This is a genomic window from Lelliottia nimipressuralis (genome assembly GCF_041464075.1).
GTDB lineage: Bacteria > Pseudomonadota > Gammaproteobacteria > Enterobacterales > Enterobacteriaceae > Enterobacter > Enterobacter nimipressuralis.
This window is the reverse complement of the sequence record NZ_CP167172.1, coordinates 3,503,816-3,520,470: the sequence shown is the minus strand read 5'-3', so window position 1 is coordinate 3,520,470 and position 16,655 is coordinate 3,503,816. Positions and strand designations below refer to the sequence as shown.

The 16,655-nt window shown below is 46.8% G+C and carries 19 protein-coding genes, 1 tRNA gene and 2 pseudogenes; 12 read left to right on the top strand and 10 right to left on the bottom strand.

The window, feature by feature from the left end:
• The first annotated feature begins 14 nt into the window (after positions 1-14).
• The 4 genes from ACB496_RS16950 to ACB496_RS16935 all read left to right on the top strand — a co-directional run bounded on the left by ACB496_RS16950 (position 15) and on the right by ACB496_RS16935 (position 2,615).
• On the top strand, positions 15-212 hold the full coding sequence (locus ACB496_RS16950) for a hypothetical protein (RefSeq protein WP_100779228.1): 198 nt from the start codon (positions 15-17) through the stop codon (positions 210-212).
• Positions 213-756: 544 nt separating this feature from the next.
• Entirely contained in the window at positions 757-1,302 is a 546-nt protein-coding gene (locus ACB496_RS16945; RefSeq protein ID WP_102105388.1) for a tetratricopeptide repeat protein, read from the top strand.
• A gap of 60 nt (positions 1,303-1,362) precedes the next feature.
• The gene (locus tag ACB496_RS16940; RefSeq protein ID WP_231276845.1) at positions 1,363-1,839 is read left to right on the top strand and encodes a sigma-70 family RNA polymerase sigma factor; all 477 of its coding nucleotides are present in this window, start codon (positions 1,363-1,365) and stop codon (positions 1,837-1,839) included.
• Positions 1,836-2,615 carry an anti-sigma factor gene (locus ACB496_RS16935; protein ID WP_100779231.1) on the top strand — a complete coding sequence of 260 codons (780 nt, stop codon included), beginning with the start codon at positions 1,836-1,838 and terminating at the stop codon, positions 2,613-2,615. The genes ACB496_RS16940 and ACB496_RS16935 overlap by 4 nt, the downstream gene beginning before the upstream one ends.
• Here the strand turns inward: ACB496_RS16935 and ACB496_RS16930 are convergent.
• The 4 genes from ACB496_RS16930 to ACB496_RS16915 form a co-directional block, all read right to left on the bottom strand.
• Positions 2,610-3,164, bottom strand: a complete 555-nt coding sequence (locus ACB496_RS16930; protein WP_371973112.1) for a YceI family protein — start codon at positions 3,162-3,164, stop codon at positions 2,610-2,612. The two genes, ACB496_RS16935 and ACB496_RS16930, sit on opposite strands and share 6 nt — an antisense overlap.
• 112 nt (positions 3,165-3,276) lie before the next feature.
• Positions 3,277-3,633, bottom strand: a complete 357-nt coding sequence (locus ACB496_RS16925) for a hypothetical protein (protein ID WP_102105384.1) — start codon at positions 3,631-3,633, stop codon at positions 3,277-3,279.
• A 397-nt stretch (positions 3,634-4,030) separates the two neighbouring features.
• Entirely contained in the window at positions 4,031-5,062 is a 1,032-nt protein-coding gene (locus ACB496_RS16920; RefSeq protein WP_100779234.1) for a methionine synthase, read from the bottom strand.
• 30 nt (positions 5,063-5,092) lie between these two features.
• The gene (locus ACB496_RS16915; protein ID WP_371973111.1) at positions 5,093-6,076 is read right to left on the bottom strand and encodes a DUF1852 domain-containing protein; all 984 of its coding nucleotides are present in this window, start codon (positions 6,074-6,076) and stop codon (positions 5,093-5,095) included.
• 242 nt (positions 6,077-6,318) lie between these two features.
• Here ACB496_RS16915 and ACB496_RS16910 point away from each other — a divergent pair, with 242 nt between their 5' ends.
• The 4 genes and pseudogenes from ACB496_RS16910 to ACB496_RS16895 all read left to right on the top strand — a co-directional run.
• Entirely contained in the window at positions 6,319-6,654 is a 336-nt protein-coding gene (locus tag ACB496_RS16910) for an antibiotic biosynthesis monooxygenase (protein WP_371973110.1), read from the top strand.
• Positions 6,647-7,039: an amino acid-binding protein gene (locus tag ACB496_RS16905; protein ID WP_371973109.1), complete on the top strand. Its 393-nt coding sequence runs from the start codon at positions 6,647-6,649 to the stop codon at positions 7,037-7,039. The genes ACB496_RS16910 and ACB496_RS16905 overlap by 8 nt, the downstream gene beginning before the upstream one ends.
• Positions 7,036-7,746 (top strand): ArsR/SmtB family transcription factor, encoded by a 711-nt coding sequence (locus ACB496_RS16900; RefSeq protein ID WP_371973108.1) that lies wholly within the window; start codon positions 7,036-7,038, stop codon positions 7,744-7,746. The genes ACB496_RS16905 and ACB496_RS16900 overlap by 4 nt, the downstream gene beginning before the upstream one ends.
• Before the next feature lie 347 nt (positions 7,747-8,093).
• Positions 8,094-8,506, top strand: a pseudogene (locus ACB496_RS16895) (phage polarity suppression protein); the annotation flags it as partial.
• Between the two features lie 327 nt (positions 8,507-8,833).
• On the opposite strand, the gene ACB496_RS16890 reads toward ACB496_RS16895, so the two are convergent.
• The 6 genes and pseudogenes from ACB496_RS16890 to ACB496_RS16865 all read right to left on the bottom strand — a co-directional run bounded on the left by ACB496_RS16890 (position 8,834) and on the right by ACB496_RS16865 (position 15,210).
• Positions 8,834-10,762, bottom strand: a complete 1,929-nt coding sequence (locus tag ACB496_RS16890) for a hypothetical protein (RefSeq protein WP_371973107.1) — start codon at positions 10,760-10,762, stop codon at positions 8,834-8,836.
• A gap of 15 nt (positions 10,763-10,777) precedes the next feature.
• Positions 10,778-11,970, bottom strand: a pseudogene (locus ACB496_RS16885) (integrase domain-containing protein).
• Between the two features lie 193 nt (positions 11,971-12,163).
• A tRNA-OTHER gene (locus tag ACB496_RS16880) sits at positions 12,164-12,254 on the bottom strand.
• 67 nt (positions 12,255-12,321) lie between these two features.
• Positions 12,322-13,554: a hypothetical protein gene (locus ACB496_RS16875; RefSeq protein ID WP_371973106.1), complete on the bottom strand. Its 1,233-nt coding sequence runs from the start codon at positions 13,552-13,554 to the stop codon at positions 12,322-12,324.
• A gap of 1 nt (position 13,555) precedes the next feature.
• Positions 13,556-14,575 (bottom strand): site-specific integrase, encoded by a 1,020-nt coding sequence (locus ACB496_RS16870; protein WP_371973105.1) that lies wholly within the window; start codon positions 14,573-14,575, stop codon positions 13,556-13,558.
• A 2-nt stretch (positions 14,576-14,577) separates the two neighbouring features.
• Complete coding sequence (locus ACB496_RS16865; RefSeq protein WP_371973104.1) at positions 14,578-15,210, bottom strand: phage repressor protein CI; 633 nt, start codon at positions 15,208-15,210, stop codon at positions 14,578-14,580.
• Between the two features lie 116 nt (positions 15,211-15,326).
• On the opposite strand from ACB496_RS16865, the gene ACB496_RS16860 reads away from it, so the two are divergent.
• Genes ACB496_RS16860 through ACB496_RS16845 form a run of 4 tightly spaced genes read left to right on the top strand, consistent with a single transcriptional unit; the run spans position 15,327 to position 16,624 of the window.
• Positions 15,327-15,569, top strand: a complete 243-nt coding sequence (locus tag ACB496_RS16860) for a hypothetical protein (protein ID WP_029463825.1) — start codon at positions 15,327-15,329, stop codon at positions 15,567-15,569.
• Between the two features lie 32 nt (positions 15,570-15,601).
• Positions 15,602-16,111 carry a phage regulatory CII family protein gene (locus tag ACB496_RS16855; RefSeq protein WP_371973103.1) on the top strand — a complete coding sequence of 170 codons (510 nt, stop codon included), beginning with the start codon at positions 15,602-15,604 and terminating at the stop codon, positions 16,109-16,111.
• A gap of 7 nt (positions 16,112-16,118) precedes the next feature.
• The gene (locus ACB496_RS16850; RefSeq protein WP_371973102.1) at positions 16,119-16,319 is read left to right on the top strand and encodes a phage filamentation protein Fil family protein; all 201 of its coding nucleotides are present in this window, start codon (positions 16,119-16,121) and stop codon (positions 16,317-16,319) included.
• Positions 16,283-16,624, top strand: coding sequence for a DUF5347 domain-containing protein (locus ACB496_RS16845; RefSeq protein WP_371973101.1), 342 nt, complete (start codon positions 16,283-16,285; stop codon positions 16,622-16,624). Before ACB496_RS16850 ends, ACB496_RS16845 begins: the two co-directional genes overlap by 37 nt.
• Positions 16,625-16,655 lie beyond the last annotated feature (31 nt).

The window sequence follows — 16,655 nt, the reverse complement described above, 5'->3', positions numbered from 1 at the left end:
TTTATTGATATGGCGTGCAAGACGAAGCCATCATCTTTCTGCGGGTACAGAGCGCCCCCGGCGGAGTCGCTATTTTTAAAATAGTGCTCACCGTTGTTATCTTCAGAGCGGCCGATGCCCGCCAGCAATTAGTGGCAACATCAGATGAATCGATTTATTTGCTTTGGGTTAACTTGTATTCGGCGTTTTTTGTGTTATATAAAGCCCTGTGATTTATAAAGATATTATTTGAATGGTCTGAAAATGATATAGCTATAAATAACGGAATATGCAAATGAAGCGCCAATTATGGACAAGTTAACCCCTTCTGAATTGAATAGTTTTCTGCCGGTTTGTACAGCTTGCGCGAGGGTGCTGAGCCTTGCGGCATAAGGCTTTGTCGTTTTTCGCCTGTCATTTGTTAAATATAATACCAAAGCATTTATTTGAATATATTTGATATTTTTGAATGTAAATGGGTATTTAATTAAGGTGGGCTTAATTGTTAATTCAGGTGGGGTTAAGAAATTATTTATACGATATATTATGTTTGCGACCGAATTAAAAATAAAAATGGCGGGCGGTGAAGAGTGTGCTATTAGAGACAGGAATTAAGCCTGCGTTAATTATTATCTGAATCTACCGTTCACTGATTACGAATGGCATAGGCCATAAGTATGATTTCGGCTGTCATTTCAACTGCATTTTCTGCGAATAGAATCGGGCGCTCGGGCGTTTACTCCTTGTTGACCTGCCCACCTTCACCAGGAGTACAAAATGAACGCATCCTCAGTCCGTACCTTCACCCGTCCTCTGGCTATCCCGGTACTGTTATTTTTGTTACAGACCCCGCAGGGCTTTGCCATGGGCAATACTGATACTGAAAGCAAAACGCCGGACTGCCCCTCAGGGCAGGTCTACGACAGTGTGAGCAAGAAGTGTGTCCCGGAGAAAACCAGCAGCCTCAGCGATGAGGACAAAACCAATTATGCGTACCACCTCGCGAAAAAAGGCGAGTATCAGGCGGCATTGAACCTGCTGGATACGTTAAAAAACGCCAACACGGCCGAGGCGTGGAACTACCGTGGCTATGCGACCCGCAAACTGGGGCGCACGGATGAAGGCATTGGCTATTACCAGCGATCGCTCGCCCTGCAGCCCAACTATGCCAAAGCGCGGGAGTATCTGGGGGAAGCATGGATGGTAAAAGGTCGCCCGGATCTGGCGAAAGAGCAGCTAAAAGTCATTGCCGGGATCTGCGGCCAGGATTGCGAAGAGTACCGCGATCTGCAGGCGGCAATCGACGGGCATCCGGAGTCCTGATCTCTGCGGGAGGGGTAGAAAATCACAACCAGTGACGTTCGCCAACAGCTGGCGGCACATCTGACGCGTCTCTGGCGCTACGGACTGGTGCTGTCGCGCAACCGGGATCTGGCTGAAGAGTTGGTTCAGTCGACCTGCGTCCGCGCGCTCGAAAGGAGCGCGCAATATACGCCGGGCACGCGGATCGACCGTTGGCTGTTCTCGATTTTACACTCGATCTGGATCTCCGAACTGCGCGCGCGCCACGTCCGCCAGGGGCAGGGGTTTGTCCCAGGCGAAGATCTGATCGCCCCGGATACTCACGGGCAGGATGACGATCGTCTGCATTATCAGCAAATCATGCAGCGGGTGAATGACCTCCCGGAAGCCCAGCGCAACACGCTGTTTTTAGTCTATGTCGAAGGATTTACCTACCAGGAGGCGGCGGATACGCTGTCGGTTCCCATCGGCACCATCATGAGCCGACTGGCAACGGCGCGGGCGCGGCTCGCCAAAACGGTGGATGTCCGTCCGGTGGCGAAGGAGAAACGCTCATGAACTCGTTACGTTTTACGCCCCCTTATCACGACGATGCGATTATCGCCTGGCTGGATGGTGAGATGGAGAGCGCCGACGCCCGTGTTTTTGAAGCACAACTGTGTGTGGATACCTCCCTGGCACAGCGCATGGAGACGCTGAAAAACAGCCATCAGGACTATCAGCAGGCGTTTGCCCCGTTGCTGAAAGAGGCACCCGAAGTGCAGATGCAGCAGCGGCTCGATAACTATCTTGCAGGCGCGCGCGCAGGCGTCAGCCGACGTGCGCTGATTGCCGCATCACTGAGTTTCCTGGCGATCGGTTCCGGGCTGGGGTATCTGGCGCGCCCTATGGCGGTGATAATGAGTGAGAACGAGCAGATTCGCGATCTTGAGGCTCAGTATATGTCGCTTTACAGCGCTGAAACCCTGCTGGATGTGGACAGCTCGCCGTCGGTGATTGCCCAGGGGATCCAGCGAACCGCTCAGGATATCGGCCTGAAAGTGAATGAGCAGCAACTGGCACTTGCGGGCGCCGAGCTGAAGATGGTGCGGATGCTGCGCTACGACAGCACCGCTATCGCGCAGATCGTCTGGCTGCACGCGGATTTCGGCCCGCTGGCGCTGTGCATTTCGCCCCTTGAGAAGGCCGTTGTCACGGATATCAAAAACGAGCAGCGGCACAGCATGAATATTGCCTGGTGGAACGACAGTGACTATCAGTATGTGCTGATTGGCCGCACCCCGTCGAAGGCGCTCACCGCCAGCGCACGCCAGCTGCAGTTAAGACTTTTATGACGCGTGGGCGTCGATCGCAATTTTTATCGCGATGCGGTCATCTACCACCATCGCGAATTTATCCATGTGATAGGCGGAGCGTGAGATGGCGGTGGTGGCATTAAGGGAGATTGCCTCTGCCGCTTTGTTTTCGTCCAGAGTCGCTTCCAGGATCACCGGGCGCTGAATATCTTTGACCTTTAGCGAGCCAAACACTCTGTAATGGCCATCACCCAGCGCCACCACCCGGGTGCTGCTGAACCTGATCGTAGGGTAGCGCGCGGCATCGAAAAACATATCGCTCTTGAGCTGCCAGGTGAGCAGACGGTTAGAGGCCACCAGCGTGGCGACGGGAATGGTCACATCAATGCGATCGGCAAATTCATTGGTCGGGTCCAGCGTGACGTTTCCCGTCACGCCATTGAGATTCGCCCAGGAAAGGATGCCGCCAAAGGCATGCCACGACAGGGTGATGGGCGTTTTTTCGCTGTTAATGGCATAAGAAACCGGCATTGCGTAGAGGGCAGGGCACAGCAGCATAACCATGAGCAGGGTGACAGAGCGAATCATGAGGCGATCTCCAGTAGGCGGGCAAGGTGTAAACGCGCAGGGAGGGAGATTTATTCGCAGGAATCAGAAATAAAAAAGGCCGCGAGGGCGGCCTTTATAGGGGGGAGAAAACTTATTCAGTGACTTTCTTTTCCAGCGACGAAGCGCCTTCTTTAGTTTTGTTCCAGCCTTTCTCCGTCCCTTCTTTAGTGGCATCCCAGCCCTTCTCGGTGCCTTCTTTGGTTTTATGCCAGGCTTTCTGGGAGTCTTCACTCACTTTGCTGCCGAAGCTTTCGCTTTTACCTTCAGCGGCGTGTTTGGATTTGAGCTTCAGCTCTTCACCTTTGTTCTGCTCTTCATGCAGTTTTTGTTTCGCGTCATTGGCGTTCGCTTTCGCGGCGGCAACGGTGTCGTCGGTTGCGTGTGTGGTTGCGGCAAAAACTGGTGAAGCCAGCAGAAGTGCAGATAATGCAATAATTGTCTTTTTCATAATATCCTCAATTCACGTTATTCATGTTATGAGCGTGATTAAGAATGGCACGAGCGAAGCGGCATGGCTCTAGGAAAAAACTGTAAGTGGATCAAGGGGGTTGGAAATACCGTTTTCGTTGCTCACAATTTCATGCCTTCATCATCAGGGGCGTTGCGCTATAAAGGCTTACGCTCGCTCCTGCGATCAGGCTGGAATGTGCATTGCGAAGGATTGATAAGGGCTGCTCAAATCAATAAGGCAGTGGAGTGATGAATATCGGTTCAACTGCCCTTGAGACCTGTTTACGTCTTCTCAGAACAGAGCGTCAGGCCTCACCATTATCGTGGAAGGCTGACGCCGAGAGAATCAGAGAATAGAGAGAGGGTTTTCTTATGCTTTGTGCTCTCCGGCGACGTTATTTCGCCTGCAATTCTCTGCGCACGATTTCTGCACCGGCGCTTAATGCGTCCAGCTTGCCTCGTGCGACGCCACGCGGCAGCGGGATCATGCCGCAGTTGGTGCACGGATAAAGTTTGTCGGCATCAACATACTGCAGCGCTTTTCGAAGCGTAGCAGCGACTTCTTCCGGTGTCTCAATTGTATTGGTGGCCACGTCGATGGCACCGACCATCACCTTTTTGCCGCGAATAAGCTCCATCAGCTCCATCGGAACATGTGAGTGATGGCACTCCAGAGAAATAATATCGATATTCGATTTTTGCAGTTTCGGGAAAATCTCTTCGTACTGTCTCCACTCAGTGCCCAGCGTTTTTTTCCAGTCTGTGTTGGCTTTAATGCCGTAGCCGTAGCAGATATGGACAGCTGTTTCACACTTCAGCCCTTCAATGGCTCTTTCTAATGTGGCGATACCCCAGTCGTTCACTTCATCGAAAAATACGTTAAAGGCCGGCTCATCAAACTGGATAATATCGATGCCCACCGCTTCTAATTCTTTCGCTTCTTCATTGAGAATTTTAGCGAATTCCCAGGCGAGCTTTTCGCGGCTTTTATAGTGATTGTCATACAGCGTGTCGATCATGGTCATCGGTCCCGGCAGGGCCCATTTGATCGGTTGGGTGGTTTGCTTGCGCAGGAACTTCGCATCTTCAACGAAAACGGATTTCTTGCGGCTCACCGGGCCCACGACGGTCGGCACACTCGCATCATAGCGGTTGCGAATTTTCACGATCTCACGCTTCTCAAAATCCACGCCCTCGAGATGCTCGATAAATGTCGTGACGAAGTGCTGGCGCGTTTGCTCGCCGTCACTGACGATATCAATACCTGCCTGCTGCTGATCTTCCAGACATAAACGCAGGGCATCGAGTTTGCCGTCAACCAATTCCTGACCTTCCAGCTTCCACGGCGACCAGAGTGTCTCTGGCTGCGCAATCCAGGAGGGCTTAGGCAAACTGCCCGCAGTCGATGTGGGTAATAATTTTTTCATCACAGGTGACCTTATATTTTTATGGATAAATCAGATAACGGGTTCAGCAGACCATTGTTTAAGAACGTTTTGATAAGGTTTAATAAATTGTTCTTCGGTAAATTTCCCTTGCTCAATAGCCAGTTGGCTACGCTCTTCCCGGTCATAAACAATGCGGGTTAATGAATAATCCTGGAAATTCAAACTTGGCTGATACTGTTTTCCCGCCCGGGAATTAGCATTGTAAATTTCAGGGCGATAAATCTTCTGGAAAGTCTCCATCGTACTGATGGTGCTGATCAGCTCAAGATCGGTGTAATCGTTGAGTAAATCGCCACTGAAGTAAAATGCCAATGGCGCAACGCTGTTTTCAGGCATGAAGTAGCGGGCGCGCAATCCCATTTTGGCGAAGTAGTCATCCGTCAGGGAAGGGGCATCCTGCTGATATTCGATGCCCAAAACCGGGTGCTGAGTACCGGTGCGATAATAGGTGTTTTTGCTCGACACACTCAGGCAAATAACCGGTGTTTTACTGAAGTGCGCTTTGTAAGTATCTGAACTAATAAAACGTTTAAATATATCACCGTGTAATACGCCAAAGTTATCCGGCAGGCTAAATCCTGCTTTGTCTTTATTATGTTCTGGCAATACCACGCTGAAATCATAATCGCGCACATACGAGGAAAAATTATTTCCTAAAATGCCTTCAAAGCGCTGATTGGTTTTTTTATCAAGGATACTGGTTTTTAAAATTTCAATCACCGGGAAGGCGTCGGACACTCCCTCGCCCTTGATATTCAGCTGAGCCGTAATGATGTCCAGCTCAACGGTGTAGCGGTCACTTGTGGGGTTGTCCCATTGTGCCAGAGAATTAAAGCGGTTATCGATCATCGCCAGGGTATTGCGCAGGTTTTCCTGACGTTTCTCACCCCTGGCCAGATTGGCAAAGTTAGTGGTAATACGCGTATTTTTTGAAGGGTTATAATTTTCGTCAAAACGAATTGTCTTAAGCGTGAATGTAATGTCTTTTTTCATTTTTATCAGGTGTCCTGGCTGCTGAAAATTAATGATATTTCAGTAGTCTTCGAATTTTTATGGATACATCGCGATGTATCTTTTATGCCTGAGTCATTGAGTGAAAAACAGTGATTTAAATTCACCAAACATGAGACAAATTCATGATCCTGCCTGCGCATCACCGGGATACTTCGGCGTAGGCCGAAGCATCCCCTTTTTACCGGCAATATGCTGAGTGAAATTCATGAGAGGGCAGCAAGATGATCGCAGTACTTTTTGAGGCAGACGCACTCCCCGAAGCGCGTGAGCGCTATCTTGAACTGGCAGCAGAACTGAAGCCGTTGTTGTCGGACACTCCGGGATTCATCTCCATTGAACGGTTCCAGAGCCTGAGCACGCCCGGAAAAATTCTCTCGTTATCATGGTGGGAAGATGAGGAGGCGGTCGCCGGATGGAAGCAGAATATGATGCATCTGGCAGCCCAGAAAGAGGGCAAACAGTCGATTTTTTCATACTACAGAATACGCTTGGCCCGGGTATTTCGTGATTACTCGTCTGAGACATCTTCGAGCAAAGGAGCGCAACAACATGTATGACATTCACATTGTGCTCGATAATACTTCGTATTCGCTGGCTTCCTTCGGACGCGTGCTCGGTCTTAACGGTGTCGGGCTGGAAGGGGGTGGGGTATTTACCACTCCGGACGGCGGGCACGCGCATTTTCTCATAGAAGACGGCGAGAAAGCCCGCAAGGTTCTGACTGACGCAGGCTTTGACGTGAGAAAGTTGTCGCGTCCGCTGATAAGGAAATTACCCCAGAAGCAGCCGGGCGAGCTGGGAGAAATCGCGGATACTTTGGCACAGAATGGCATTCGCATTCTGGTACAGTATAGCGATCACGATAACCGGCTTATTCTGCTCACGGATGACGATATCCGGGCGGCTGAGGTCACCCAAAAATGGGCAATACACGCTGCATGAAAGTTCTTCACAACGAACACGACAGTGAACCGGATGCGTCTCTTGAACAATCCATGTCACTGGTCGCTTCCGCCATCTCTGACCCGTCACGGGTCAGTATTTTGTGCGCCCTGATGGACGGGCGCGCGTGGACAGCCACTGAACTCAGTGCGGTGGCGGGCATCGCTGCCTCCACTACCAGCGGACATCTTGCCCGGCTTCTCAGCAACGGGCTGGTGATTTGCCTGACGCAGGGACGCCACCGCTATTACAGTCTGGCGGGCCTTCACATCGCCGGGCTGCTGGAGAACCTCATGAGCGTTTCCATGCGCAGCCAGACTGCTTTCACCCCGACTACGCCGGTCGTTTTGCGTTACGCCCGAACCTGTTATGACCATTTGGCCGGCGAACTGGCGGTAAATATCTATGATTTTATGCTCCATGACCGCTGGATTGAGGCTGACGGCAATGCGCTGACGCCCGCCGGGAAAGCGCATTTTCATCGTATTGGCGCAGTGCTTGCTCCGCGTCAGCGCCGCAAGCCTTGCTGCCCGTGCCTCGACTGGAGCGAAAGACGTTTTCATCTGGGCGGCGATGCGGGGCAGGCACTCATGACACTGTTGCTGCAGAAAAAGTGGATCACCCATACGCAGGGCTATCGCGAAGTGACCGTAACCCGCAGCGGCAAGACCGCTCTGAGTCGACTGTTTAGTTTGGATCTTGATTAACACCAATCTGGATATTAAGGATGGAGTGAGGCGGGGGCGTTTATGGGGATCGCAGGATTTGTCTTTTTGCGCGATGGGGGAGAAGGAAGCATTGGAGATTGGGGTGTTTTACGACAGGGCTTATTGGGCCTAAAAGGTTTGGATTTAATAAGTTGTCTTCGGACTTCACGGGACAAATTGCAGGTACAAAAAAGCCCACAAGGCTTGCGCCGTGCGGGCTCTTAGGACTTCATCGGATGACTCTGGTAATCACCGATTGAAGATTTGGGTGTGTTAGTTAAGCCGAGCAGGAACACCACGCACTCATTGCCACCATTGATGACAGCTGCGGCCGGAGTCTGTAAAGCCTGCGCGATGTTATCAACATGAAAAGGTGGGAAATTAATCAGGGGGCCGTTCGATATGTTCACTCACATGAAACATGCAGCGCATCAGTATCCGTGACCGGCTAAGGAATTTTATGCAGGCGCACGGCGCAGAGCTGGCCGCCGCGCTTGCGCCTGAATTAATGGGATATAACAGCCAGAATCCCGCAGTCACGCACTGCGTAATGCAGCACTCCGTCGATTACCTGCGTGAAGCGCTGGCGGTGTGGCTGGCCGCAGGTGAAAAAATTAATTATTGCGCACGGGATAATGACATTTTAACGGCCATCGGATTCAGGCCTGACGCGGCTTCGCGGGATGATAATCGTGAAAAATTCACGCCTGCACAAAACAAGAATTATGTCCGAAAACGCGCGGAACTGGCCTCACAGTAGGCCGCTCAAAAATTCCCGAAAATCCCGCCATTTTTCCGTAAAAAAGCCATGCATCATAGGATGCGTGGTTTTGCATGTGTTTTACCAGCACTGAATCCCCCGCCAGCGCCAGCACAGGCGCGCCCTGAGACGGGTCATGCACCTGCATTAAAAGCGACCCTTTAAGCGGGCAGGCGTGGCGGGGAGAGCATTGCGCGCAGAGCCGCGGAGTTGAATTAATATTAATTTTTTTAGTGGGAGTTTTTTGAGGTGTAATAGTGTGCATCTATGTTAATAAAAAAGTTTTAGAAGTTAATGCAGGGCGTGACCCCTGCATCAGTTTGTGAATTAATGCTCAAGATCACTTGAATAGTATTTGTGAGGTTTGTGGGTTTTGTTAATATTTATTTTTCCCGATTTTTCAAGGACTCGGCTCCCCCAAATTGCAACCTTCTGCACCGTACAGCCTACAGAGTCTGCAATATCTCTTGCTGTCATAGCTTCATGCTCACTTAATTGAGATATTAATCCTAAGATTTTAATCTCTACTTCAGCGAAATTTCCTTCGGTCATCGGTGCATCTTGATGAATAATCTCGATTAGAACTGTGTCATCATCAAAGCAGCGTTTGACTTTTGATCTTATAACATCATTCTCATCATAAATTTTATTACAGGCAGAACATCTGTAACTTTTTTGCTTGGTTTTTAGAAAATAGGCATCAAAGCCAGATAAGACCGGGTCGTAAATAAATCTTATTGGTGTGTAATCATCTTTTTTATTTGCGTACTTAATGTTGTACTCAGTGCAGACATCATAGTCAAGAGAGTAGAGGTTATAACTACCACCATGTTTTGAAGCGATGTTTTCGGAAATGAAATGTAGCAAAAAGTTCTCGCATAAAATATTTAAGTACTCTTTTCTAGTGGGGTCTATCATTAAGTGGCTGGCGGCTCTGTTAGGAAATTTGTTTTTTTCTGTAATTGCTTTTTCTAATATTTTATTCCATAGATCCATGTAGAATCCAGGTATGAGTTTTTGCTTTACACCACCAATGAATTGTTTTTGATATGTTTTTCTTGCACAGGTGATGCCATAGTTTATTTCTGCGAGACCAATTCGATAATCAGTTGAATTGGTTTGAGCTTGGGAAAAAGCGTTTTGTAAAATTATTCCAAGTGTCCTTGATACGCCGATGGTTTCTCGTGTTAAACGAGTCATTATTTCGGTTGTGTCACCTTTGAATATTGAACCTATTGTCATTGAAGAACAGAATTTTTCAATTCTCTTTTGTATCAGTTCAGTAACGAAGATTTGCATTTTATTCATGGCTGCTATAGCACCATTAAATCGCTCAGAATATTCGTTAAAATCAAGAGGTATAGGGAAAATATCCCTCCCAATGATAACTTTTTCTCCAAAGTTAAAACGGTCTGTAATTACACCAAGTTTAAAGAACATACCTACTTTTGAACCAAGAAATAATTTCAAAAGCGCACTGAATTTCAATTGTGAATCTAGGCTTAGGTCAGAATATTCATCTATAAAAACATAGATAGCATCAATGCCAGCTTTTGTCTTAATTTCATTTATTTTATTGAGGAAGTCCTGGGCATTTAATCCTTTTACTGTTGTGAATTTAATGCTTTCATTGTTTTCAGTAGCGCCACCTACTTTTGCTGATATTTTTGCGCTGGTTGGGCTTAGTTCGCCGGAAAGTTCATGTGAGCCGGTTTTTTTAATTGCTAAGGAGCTGTCAATAACCTTTGATTTACTTAATGTTATTCCCTGAACAAGTACTTTCTCTATATAGTCAAGTTCATTTAAAGTTTGATGCTGTTTTCTGAAGTTACTTAGAAAATTGTCGTCAAACATTAAAGAAAGCTGGTTTTTAAGAGCGGAAATAATTTGTCTAATAAAATGAATTTCGAGTAAGGAAAGTTCGTTCTCAGAGTCGAATATATCATTGCAAGTACTAAGATCTATATATATAGGTAGGGTTTTTACGTTTCCGAGTAAGGATTCAGATTTAGGTTTAGGTATTATTGTTTTAAGGCATTCATAGTAACCACGAAGTAAATTTGTTGTTTTCCCCGTGCCTCGCCTGCCAGATATAAAACTATCTTGTTTATGAAGAAGGTTGTTCAATATTCCAAATGAATCAATGAAGTAGCCCTCTAATTGATCAAGCTCAGATATTTTTTCTAAGGTAATATAGTCTGCTCGAAGTATTGAGTTGAAAGCATTATTGATTTGTTGCTTTTGCTGTGCGTCCATGTTTCCTCTACAAAGCTAAATGTTATTAAGAACAACCTTGCCCCACCATTCCATGAGATCTCTTCTCTGGGAAAGGTAAGTTGAACGATTGTAAGCTCTTCTTACCTCGTTCTTGTCGGTATGAGCCAATGCAGCTTCAATGACATCAGAATTAAAGCAAGCTTCATTCATAGCAGTACTAGCTATGGATCTTAACCCATGAGCCACTAGCTTACCTCCATAACCGATCCTTTTTAAAGCAGCATTAGCCGTCTGGCTATTCATTGGTTGCTTTGGGTCATTCCTGCTCGGAAAAACGTGCTCTCGATTGGCACTAATAGGTTTCATCACTTCGAGAATCTCTAATGCCTGAGTTGAGAGAGGAACTATGTGCTCACGTTTCGCCTTCATCCGTTCGGCTGGAATAGTCCAAAGCTTTGCATCTAGATCGATTTCTGCCCAACGAGCACCAGAGGCCTCAGAAGGGCGCACAAGCGTCAGGAGTTGCCATTCAATAAGGCAGCGAGTTGGAACAGACAGATTTGACATGCCTATAGAACGCATCAGCTTGGGCAATTCTTCTGGTCGAAGCGTAGGCATATTTTGCTTTTCGGCCGCTCAAATGCCATTCCTACCCCTGATGAAGGATTTGCATCAAGCAAGCCTATATTTACAGCGTAAATCATAATTTCGTTAATACGCTGTACCAAACGACGTACTGTCTCCAGTGCACCGCGTGCTTTGATTGGCTCGAGTGCTTCAATTATCGTTCTAGCTTTGATCTCCTGAACTGGTATCTCGCCAATAGCAGGGAACACATCCTTATCTAAGGAGCGCCAAATGTCTTTTGCATAATCCGGTGTGACGGTCTTGCTCTTTAGCTGGAACCAATTGGTAGCAACAATAGAGAAAATGCTGTCCAGCTCTATTTGGCGCTGTTCTGAAACCATTTCTTGTTGCTGCTGAGGATCTATACCTCGTGCCAATAGGGACAAATGCTGATCGCGTATCTGACGTGCCGCTGCAAGCGTAAGGGCAGGATATGCGCCAAGGCTGAGATTTGTCCGGCTCGTACTGTTTGGACGCTGATAGCGAAAACGCCAAAGTTTTTTACCAGAGGTTTTGACGAGTAAGAACAGGCCGTCCCCATCGTGAAGGGTAAAGTCTTTTTCGCGGGGCTTAGCTTTAAGAATTTCGTTGTTAGTGAGGGGGCGTGTGATGCGCGCCATATCTGGATCCCTTCCATAATTGGTACACGTTTCATGGACCACAGTATAGCGTGTACCTAAACGTGTACCAATTTTTACTGGATTCAGGCGGATCGTCTCGGACGATTACAGACACAAAAAAACCCGCAGGGCTTGCACCGTGCGGGCTTTCAGGACTTCTACGGATGACTCTGGAATCATCTTCGAAGGATTTTGGTGGAGCTGGGGGGATTTGAACCCCCGTCCGAAATTCCTACATACCATTTTTACTATAATGAAAACAGTATATTGCGTTTAAAAACAGCGCTTTAGTATTATTTGGTGTTTGTCCGTTTTATGCGTTTTTAATGTCCTGCCGCCAAAGTGCCGCCATTAGCTCATGCGTTTGTAATCCATCATCTGATCCACTAACAGCTCAACCTTCTTGAATGTAGAGCCCTCATACAGTTCAACCAAGGACTCATCAAAGTTTTCGATTTTTGAATGTAAATTCGGGCTTGGGATGTTTGATCTACTACCTTTAAATCCGTTTGGTTGAATTTCTAATGTACTAAATACTGTCCATGAAACAGGATTTGTCATAGTGAACGTATCTTTTAATATAGGGCAATGACCAGCAAAATCGGGTGGGATTTTTTCCATTTTTGGTGGGATTATGATGTTTAATCCTATGCCTTTGTTTTTTTGATTTAGAATCTTAGTAGAACGATAAGATATTCCGGATATATTTTTGTTTCTATTGCTACTAATCCACTGCATTAATAAGTTTGGTATAATATATTCTTTGTGAAAGTTTGCGTTGATATGTGTCTTTGAATAGTTACAAGCTAAAACCAAAGGCCAAGCAATTAATTTGGATATGATTTTATTTAAAAGCGGAGTATTCGAGTTATTTTCAATCTCGTCTTCTTCTTCGAATTCAAGATCCTCTTCTTCCCAAAGGAAAGAGTAATCCATTGGAGTTGTGCGAACTGCTGAAGTTAAGCTATAACCTAGGTCTAAAATCTTTAAGTCAGGGGATTCGTCATCTGTTTTGAAGGAAGAAATATATAGTTTATCAAAGTCAGGTTTTCCCATTTCTTGCCAACAAACAAATATTGAAGAGCCAAGGTACAAACAAGGTAAACCTGAGACAGAGAAACGCATTGCCCCAACAAGATGTCTGTTTTCGAAAGGTATGTGGAATAATTCCTTACGTTCCTTTAAGACGTTATCACTTCTTCTAACCCTAAATAACGGGGTTTCACTATTGCATATTTTAGAAAGTGGCCTTGTCATGTTGAATACATGTTTATTCATTTTTGTTCGCGTTAAAGCATAGTCAAACGTAGAGTACGCTTCTCTTATGTTTCCTTGTAAGTACAGAGTGAGAGTTTCAACAATTTTTTCAGCAAATGAAGTAATAGTAACCTTTCTCTTTCTCACCTCTTTGATTATGAGACTATTTGGATGTATGGTTGCTATTGTGTCAATTGCTTCTAAATAACATTTAACTCTTTCTTCGAAATCTGCTATTAAATTTGAACCTGACTCATATGGAGGGCTAAGTAGCTCATACCTATCCAGCATTGCAAATATTTCTTTTCGTTCTGAGGTTGTGTCCATTTCATAACTCTAAATTGGTTAAGGGATTTTTGGTTACTGCATCTTCTAAATGCTCTGGGGCAAAATGCGCGTAAATCATCGTCATTTTAATATCGGCATGGCCTAGAATATCACGCAGTACCAATATGTTTCCGCCGTTCATCATAAAGTGACTGGCGAACGTATGGCGCAGCACATGTGTGCACTGGCCCTCAGGTAAGTCAATACCGGCTCTTTTTACTGCACGCTCAAAAGCTTTTCTGCATGGTGTGAATAGCTTCCCTCTGTTTTTGGGGAGTTCTTCGTACAGATCCTGCGATATCGGTACTGTTCGGTTTTTCTTGCCTTTGGTTTTCGTATAGGTGACGCGGTATTTAGATAACTGATGGCCTTGCAGGTTTTCTGCTTCACTCCATCGCGCGCCAGTGGCTAGACATACTTTTACGATCATCAACAGACTGGGGCTTTGAGAATCAGCGCAGGCATCAAGCAGGCGTTTGATTTCGTCCCGGGCCAAGAACGCCAGTTCCCCCTCTGCGATTTTGAATGTTGGTAGCCCGGAAAGTGGGTTAGGCGGTGACCAGTGGCCTAGCTTTTTCAGGGTGCCAAAAACAGATGATAAATTACGCTGTTCCAAGTTTACCGTGCGGGGCTTTACTGGCGACATCAGCGCTCCGTCTTCGTTACGCACCTCACCTTTTAATCGTGCTTCACGATATTTGGTAAAATCACCGGCTGTTAACTCAGAAGCGATGGGATCTCCCAGTCCATTACAAATAATGTTCAATTTGGCCATGAGGCGCTTGGGGTCTGCGAGCGTCTGGCCATAAAGGGAGTGCCACTGCTCAATCAATTCTGACAAATGCCGCCGATCTTCCTTTTCACCCAGCCACGGCTTTTTGTTCACTTCATCCATGGTGAAGTTTTCGAATGCTACAGCCTCTCCCTTCGTCGCAAATTGCTTGCGCACGCGCTTGCCATCACGCCCGTTTGGGTAACATTCGCACAACCATTTTCCGTTCGGCTGCTTTCTAATCGTCATGGTTAGATGCTCTTAATGACTTTTACTGCGCGGCCAACTACCTCTACATCATCTACAGCGCACTCAAAGGATGCTTCATCCTGATGAACCACAATTTTATTGCCAGGAATACGGGCTATCTTAACGAAACTTTTAACGCCGTCGATGTCTACCAGCCAATAACCATTGCTGATTTGTTTCACTGACGTATCCACAACGAAACTATCACTAGCTGTTTTTACAAAAAGAGAGTTGGAAGATTCACTATCCAGCAGTCTGCTATCGAGAAGGATTTCATCACACGGCTGCAGCTCGCCGTTCTTCAGCTCAGCATGTTTGATACTGGGAGCAACGATTTTAGAAAGTGGTCTTACCGTGACGGGGGTTTCGTTTTTGAGATTCTTTTCTTCGTTCTCACTTGCATACATATCCCCCTGGCCGGTAGCCAGCCATAGAAGGGAAATTCCTGTTTCTAGGGCGCATTGTATTACCCACTCAGCGGGAAAGCTATCTCTTAAGTATCTGTTAGCCATAGTGCTTTTAGATACGTCCAAATGTTCGCAGAGCTGCTGACGTGAGCTGAAATTGTAAGCCTTAATAAGCCTGTTGATTGCATCACGTCCACCACTGTCATTCCCTGCCTTGATTAAACTCATAATCAAACCTCTTGACGCATATAAAAAGTGATCTTAATATCCTCTCATGGTTTGAAAAGCAAAACCAAACCACATAAAACGAGATGAAACGAAAACAAACTAAGAGATACTGCACTATGAGCACAGATATTTCAATTCGAGTACCAAAAGAGATGGCTACACCTGCAGAGTTCGCGGAATGGGAAGGCATTTCTCGCGGCTCTGTTTATCAAAAAATCCACCATGGCCAATTGGCTAAGTACATGGTCAAAAAGGAGAAAAATAAGGGGCGCGTATGTCTTCGTTACTTGATGTACAAAACCGATCAGGTTCGTGAGTCCCTAGGTCATTCCAACTTCCGCGTTGTTGTTGGTCAGTAAGTTCAATTATGAGAACTTTCCAAGAGGCTCGCATGTTTGATTATAAGATTTCCAAACATCCACACTTTGATGAAGCATGCCGCGCTTTCGCACTGCGTCACAATATGGTGAAGCTGGCCGACCGCGCAGGCATGAACGTCCAGACGCTGCGCAACAAACTGAACCCGGAGCAACCGCATCAACTCACGGCGCCGGAAATTTGGCTGCTGACGGATATCACCGAGGACTCCACGCTGGTTGATGGGTTTCTGGCGCAAATCCATTGCTTGCCATGCGTGCCGCTGAACGAAGTTGCCAGCGAGAAAATGCCTCATTACGTGTTGAATGCTACAGCAGAGATTGGTCGTGTTGCAGCAAGCGCTGTTTCTGGCGAACACCAGACAACAACGGAACGTCGGCAAGTTATCGAAAGCATCAATTCTGTCACTCGCTTAATGGCACTTACAGCTGTTTCCATGCATGCGCGCCTGCAGTACAACCCGGCAATGGCAAGTACTGTTGATACAGTGACGGGCCTCAGCGCGTCTTTTGGTCTGATCTGAGGTGCTCATGCTTAATAAAGAACCCTCATTCGCATCGCTTTTGGTTAAACAAAGCCAGGGTATGCACTGCGGCCATGGCTGGATTATCGGGAAAGATGGCAAGCGCTGGCACCCGTCCCGCTCTCAGGGAGAACTACTGGCAGGGCTGACCACTACCAAACAGGTGAAACCATGGCTATTGAAGGTACTTTTGCGACTGTTCCACTAAGCCCGGGTCAACGGCTTGAAGGACTGAACCATATAGCTGAATTAAGGGCGAGTGTGTTTGGTCTGAATATTGAGCCAGAGCTTGAAAGGTTCATTAAAGATATGCGTGACCGTCGCGATATAAACCATAAACAAAATGAGCGCGCACTGGCTGCCATATTCTTTATGGCAAAAATTCCGGCAGAACGTCACGGCGTCAATATTAGTGATCTGACTACTGACGAAAAGCGGGAACTGGTTAAAGCAATGAATCATTTTCGTGCAGTGGTGAGCTTATTTCCCAAACGGCTAACCATGCCGAATTAACCCACAACAGAAATTAATGGCGTAAACCCGC

Bases quoted from the DNA above. Each gene is read 5' to 3' on its own strand.
- ACB496_RS16945 (WP_102105388.1), top strand. From the start codon at position 757: ATGAACGCATCCTCAGTCCGTACCTTCACCCGTCCTCTGGCTATCCCG.
- ACB496_RS16935 (WP_100779231.1), top strand. From the start codon at position 1,836: ATGAACTCGTTACGTTTTACGCCCCCTTATCACGACGATGCGATTATC.
- ACB496_RS16930 (WP_371973112.1), bottom strand. From the start codon at position 3,164: ATGATTCGCTCTGTCACCCTGCTCATGGTTATGCTGCTGTGCCCTGCC.
- ACB496_RS16925 (WP_102105384.1), bottom strand. From the start codon at position 3,633: ATGAAAAAGACAATTATTGCATTATCTGCACTTCTGCTGGCTTCACCA.
- ACB496_RS16920 (WP_100779234.1), bottom strand. From the start codon at position 5,062: ATGAAAAAATTATTACCCACATCGACTGCGGGCAGTTTGCCTAAGCCC.
- ACB496_RS16915 (WP_371973111.1), bottom strand. From the start codon at position 6,076: ATGAAAAAAGACATTACATTCACGCTTAAGACAATTCGTTTTGACGAA.
- ACB496_RS16910 (WP_371973110.1), top strand. From the start codon at position 6,319: ATGATCGCAGTACTTTTTGAGGCAGACGCACTCCCCGAAGCGCGTGAG.
- ACB496_RS16905 (WP_371973109.1), top strand. From the start codon at position 6,647: ATGTATGACATTCACATTGTGCTCGATAATACTTCGTATTCGCTGGCT.
- ACB496_RS16900 (WP_371973108.1), top strand. From the start codon at position 7,036: ATGAAAGTTCTTCACAACGAACACGACAGTGAACCGGATGCGTCTCTT.
- ACB496_RS16890 (WP_371973107.1), bottom strand. From the start codon at position 10,762: ATGGACGCACAGCAAAAGCAACAAATCAATAATGCTTTCAACTCAATA.
- ACB496_RS16875 (WP_371973106.1), bottom strand. From the start codon at position 13,554: ATGGACACAACCTCAGAACGAAAAGAAATATTTGCAATGCTGGATAGG.
- ACB496_RS16870 (WP_371973105.1), bottom strand. From the start codon at position 14,575: ATGACGATTAGAAAGCAGCCGAACGGAAAATGGTTGTGCGAATGTTAC.
- ACB496_RS16865 (WP_371973104.1), bottom strand. From the start codon at position 15,210: ATGAGTTTAATCAAGGCAGGGAATGACAGTGGTGGACGTGATGCAATC.
- ACB496_RS16860 (WP_029463825.1), top strand. From the start codon at position 15,327: ATGAGCACAGATATTTCAATTCGAGTACCAAAAGAGATGGCTACACCT.
- ACB496_RS16855 (WP_371973103.1), top strand. From the start codon at position 15,602: ATGTTTGATTATAAGATTTCCAAACATCCACACTTTGATGAAGCATGC.
- ACB496_RS16850 (WP_371973102.1), top strand. From the start codon at position 16,119: ATGCTTAATAAAGAACCCTCATTCGCATCGCTTTTGGTTAAACAAAGC.
- ACB496_RS16845 (WP_371973101.1), top strand. From the start codon at position 16,283: ATGGCTATTGAAGGTACTTTTGCGACTGTTCCACTAAGCCCGGGTCAA.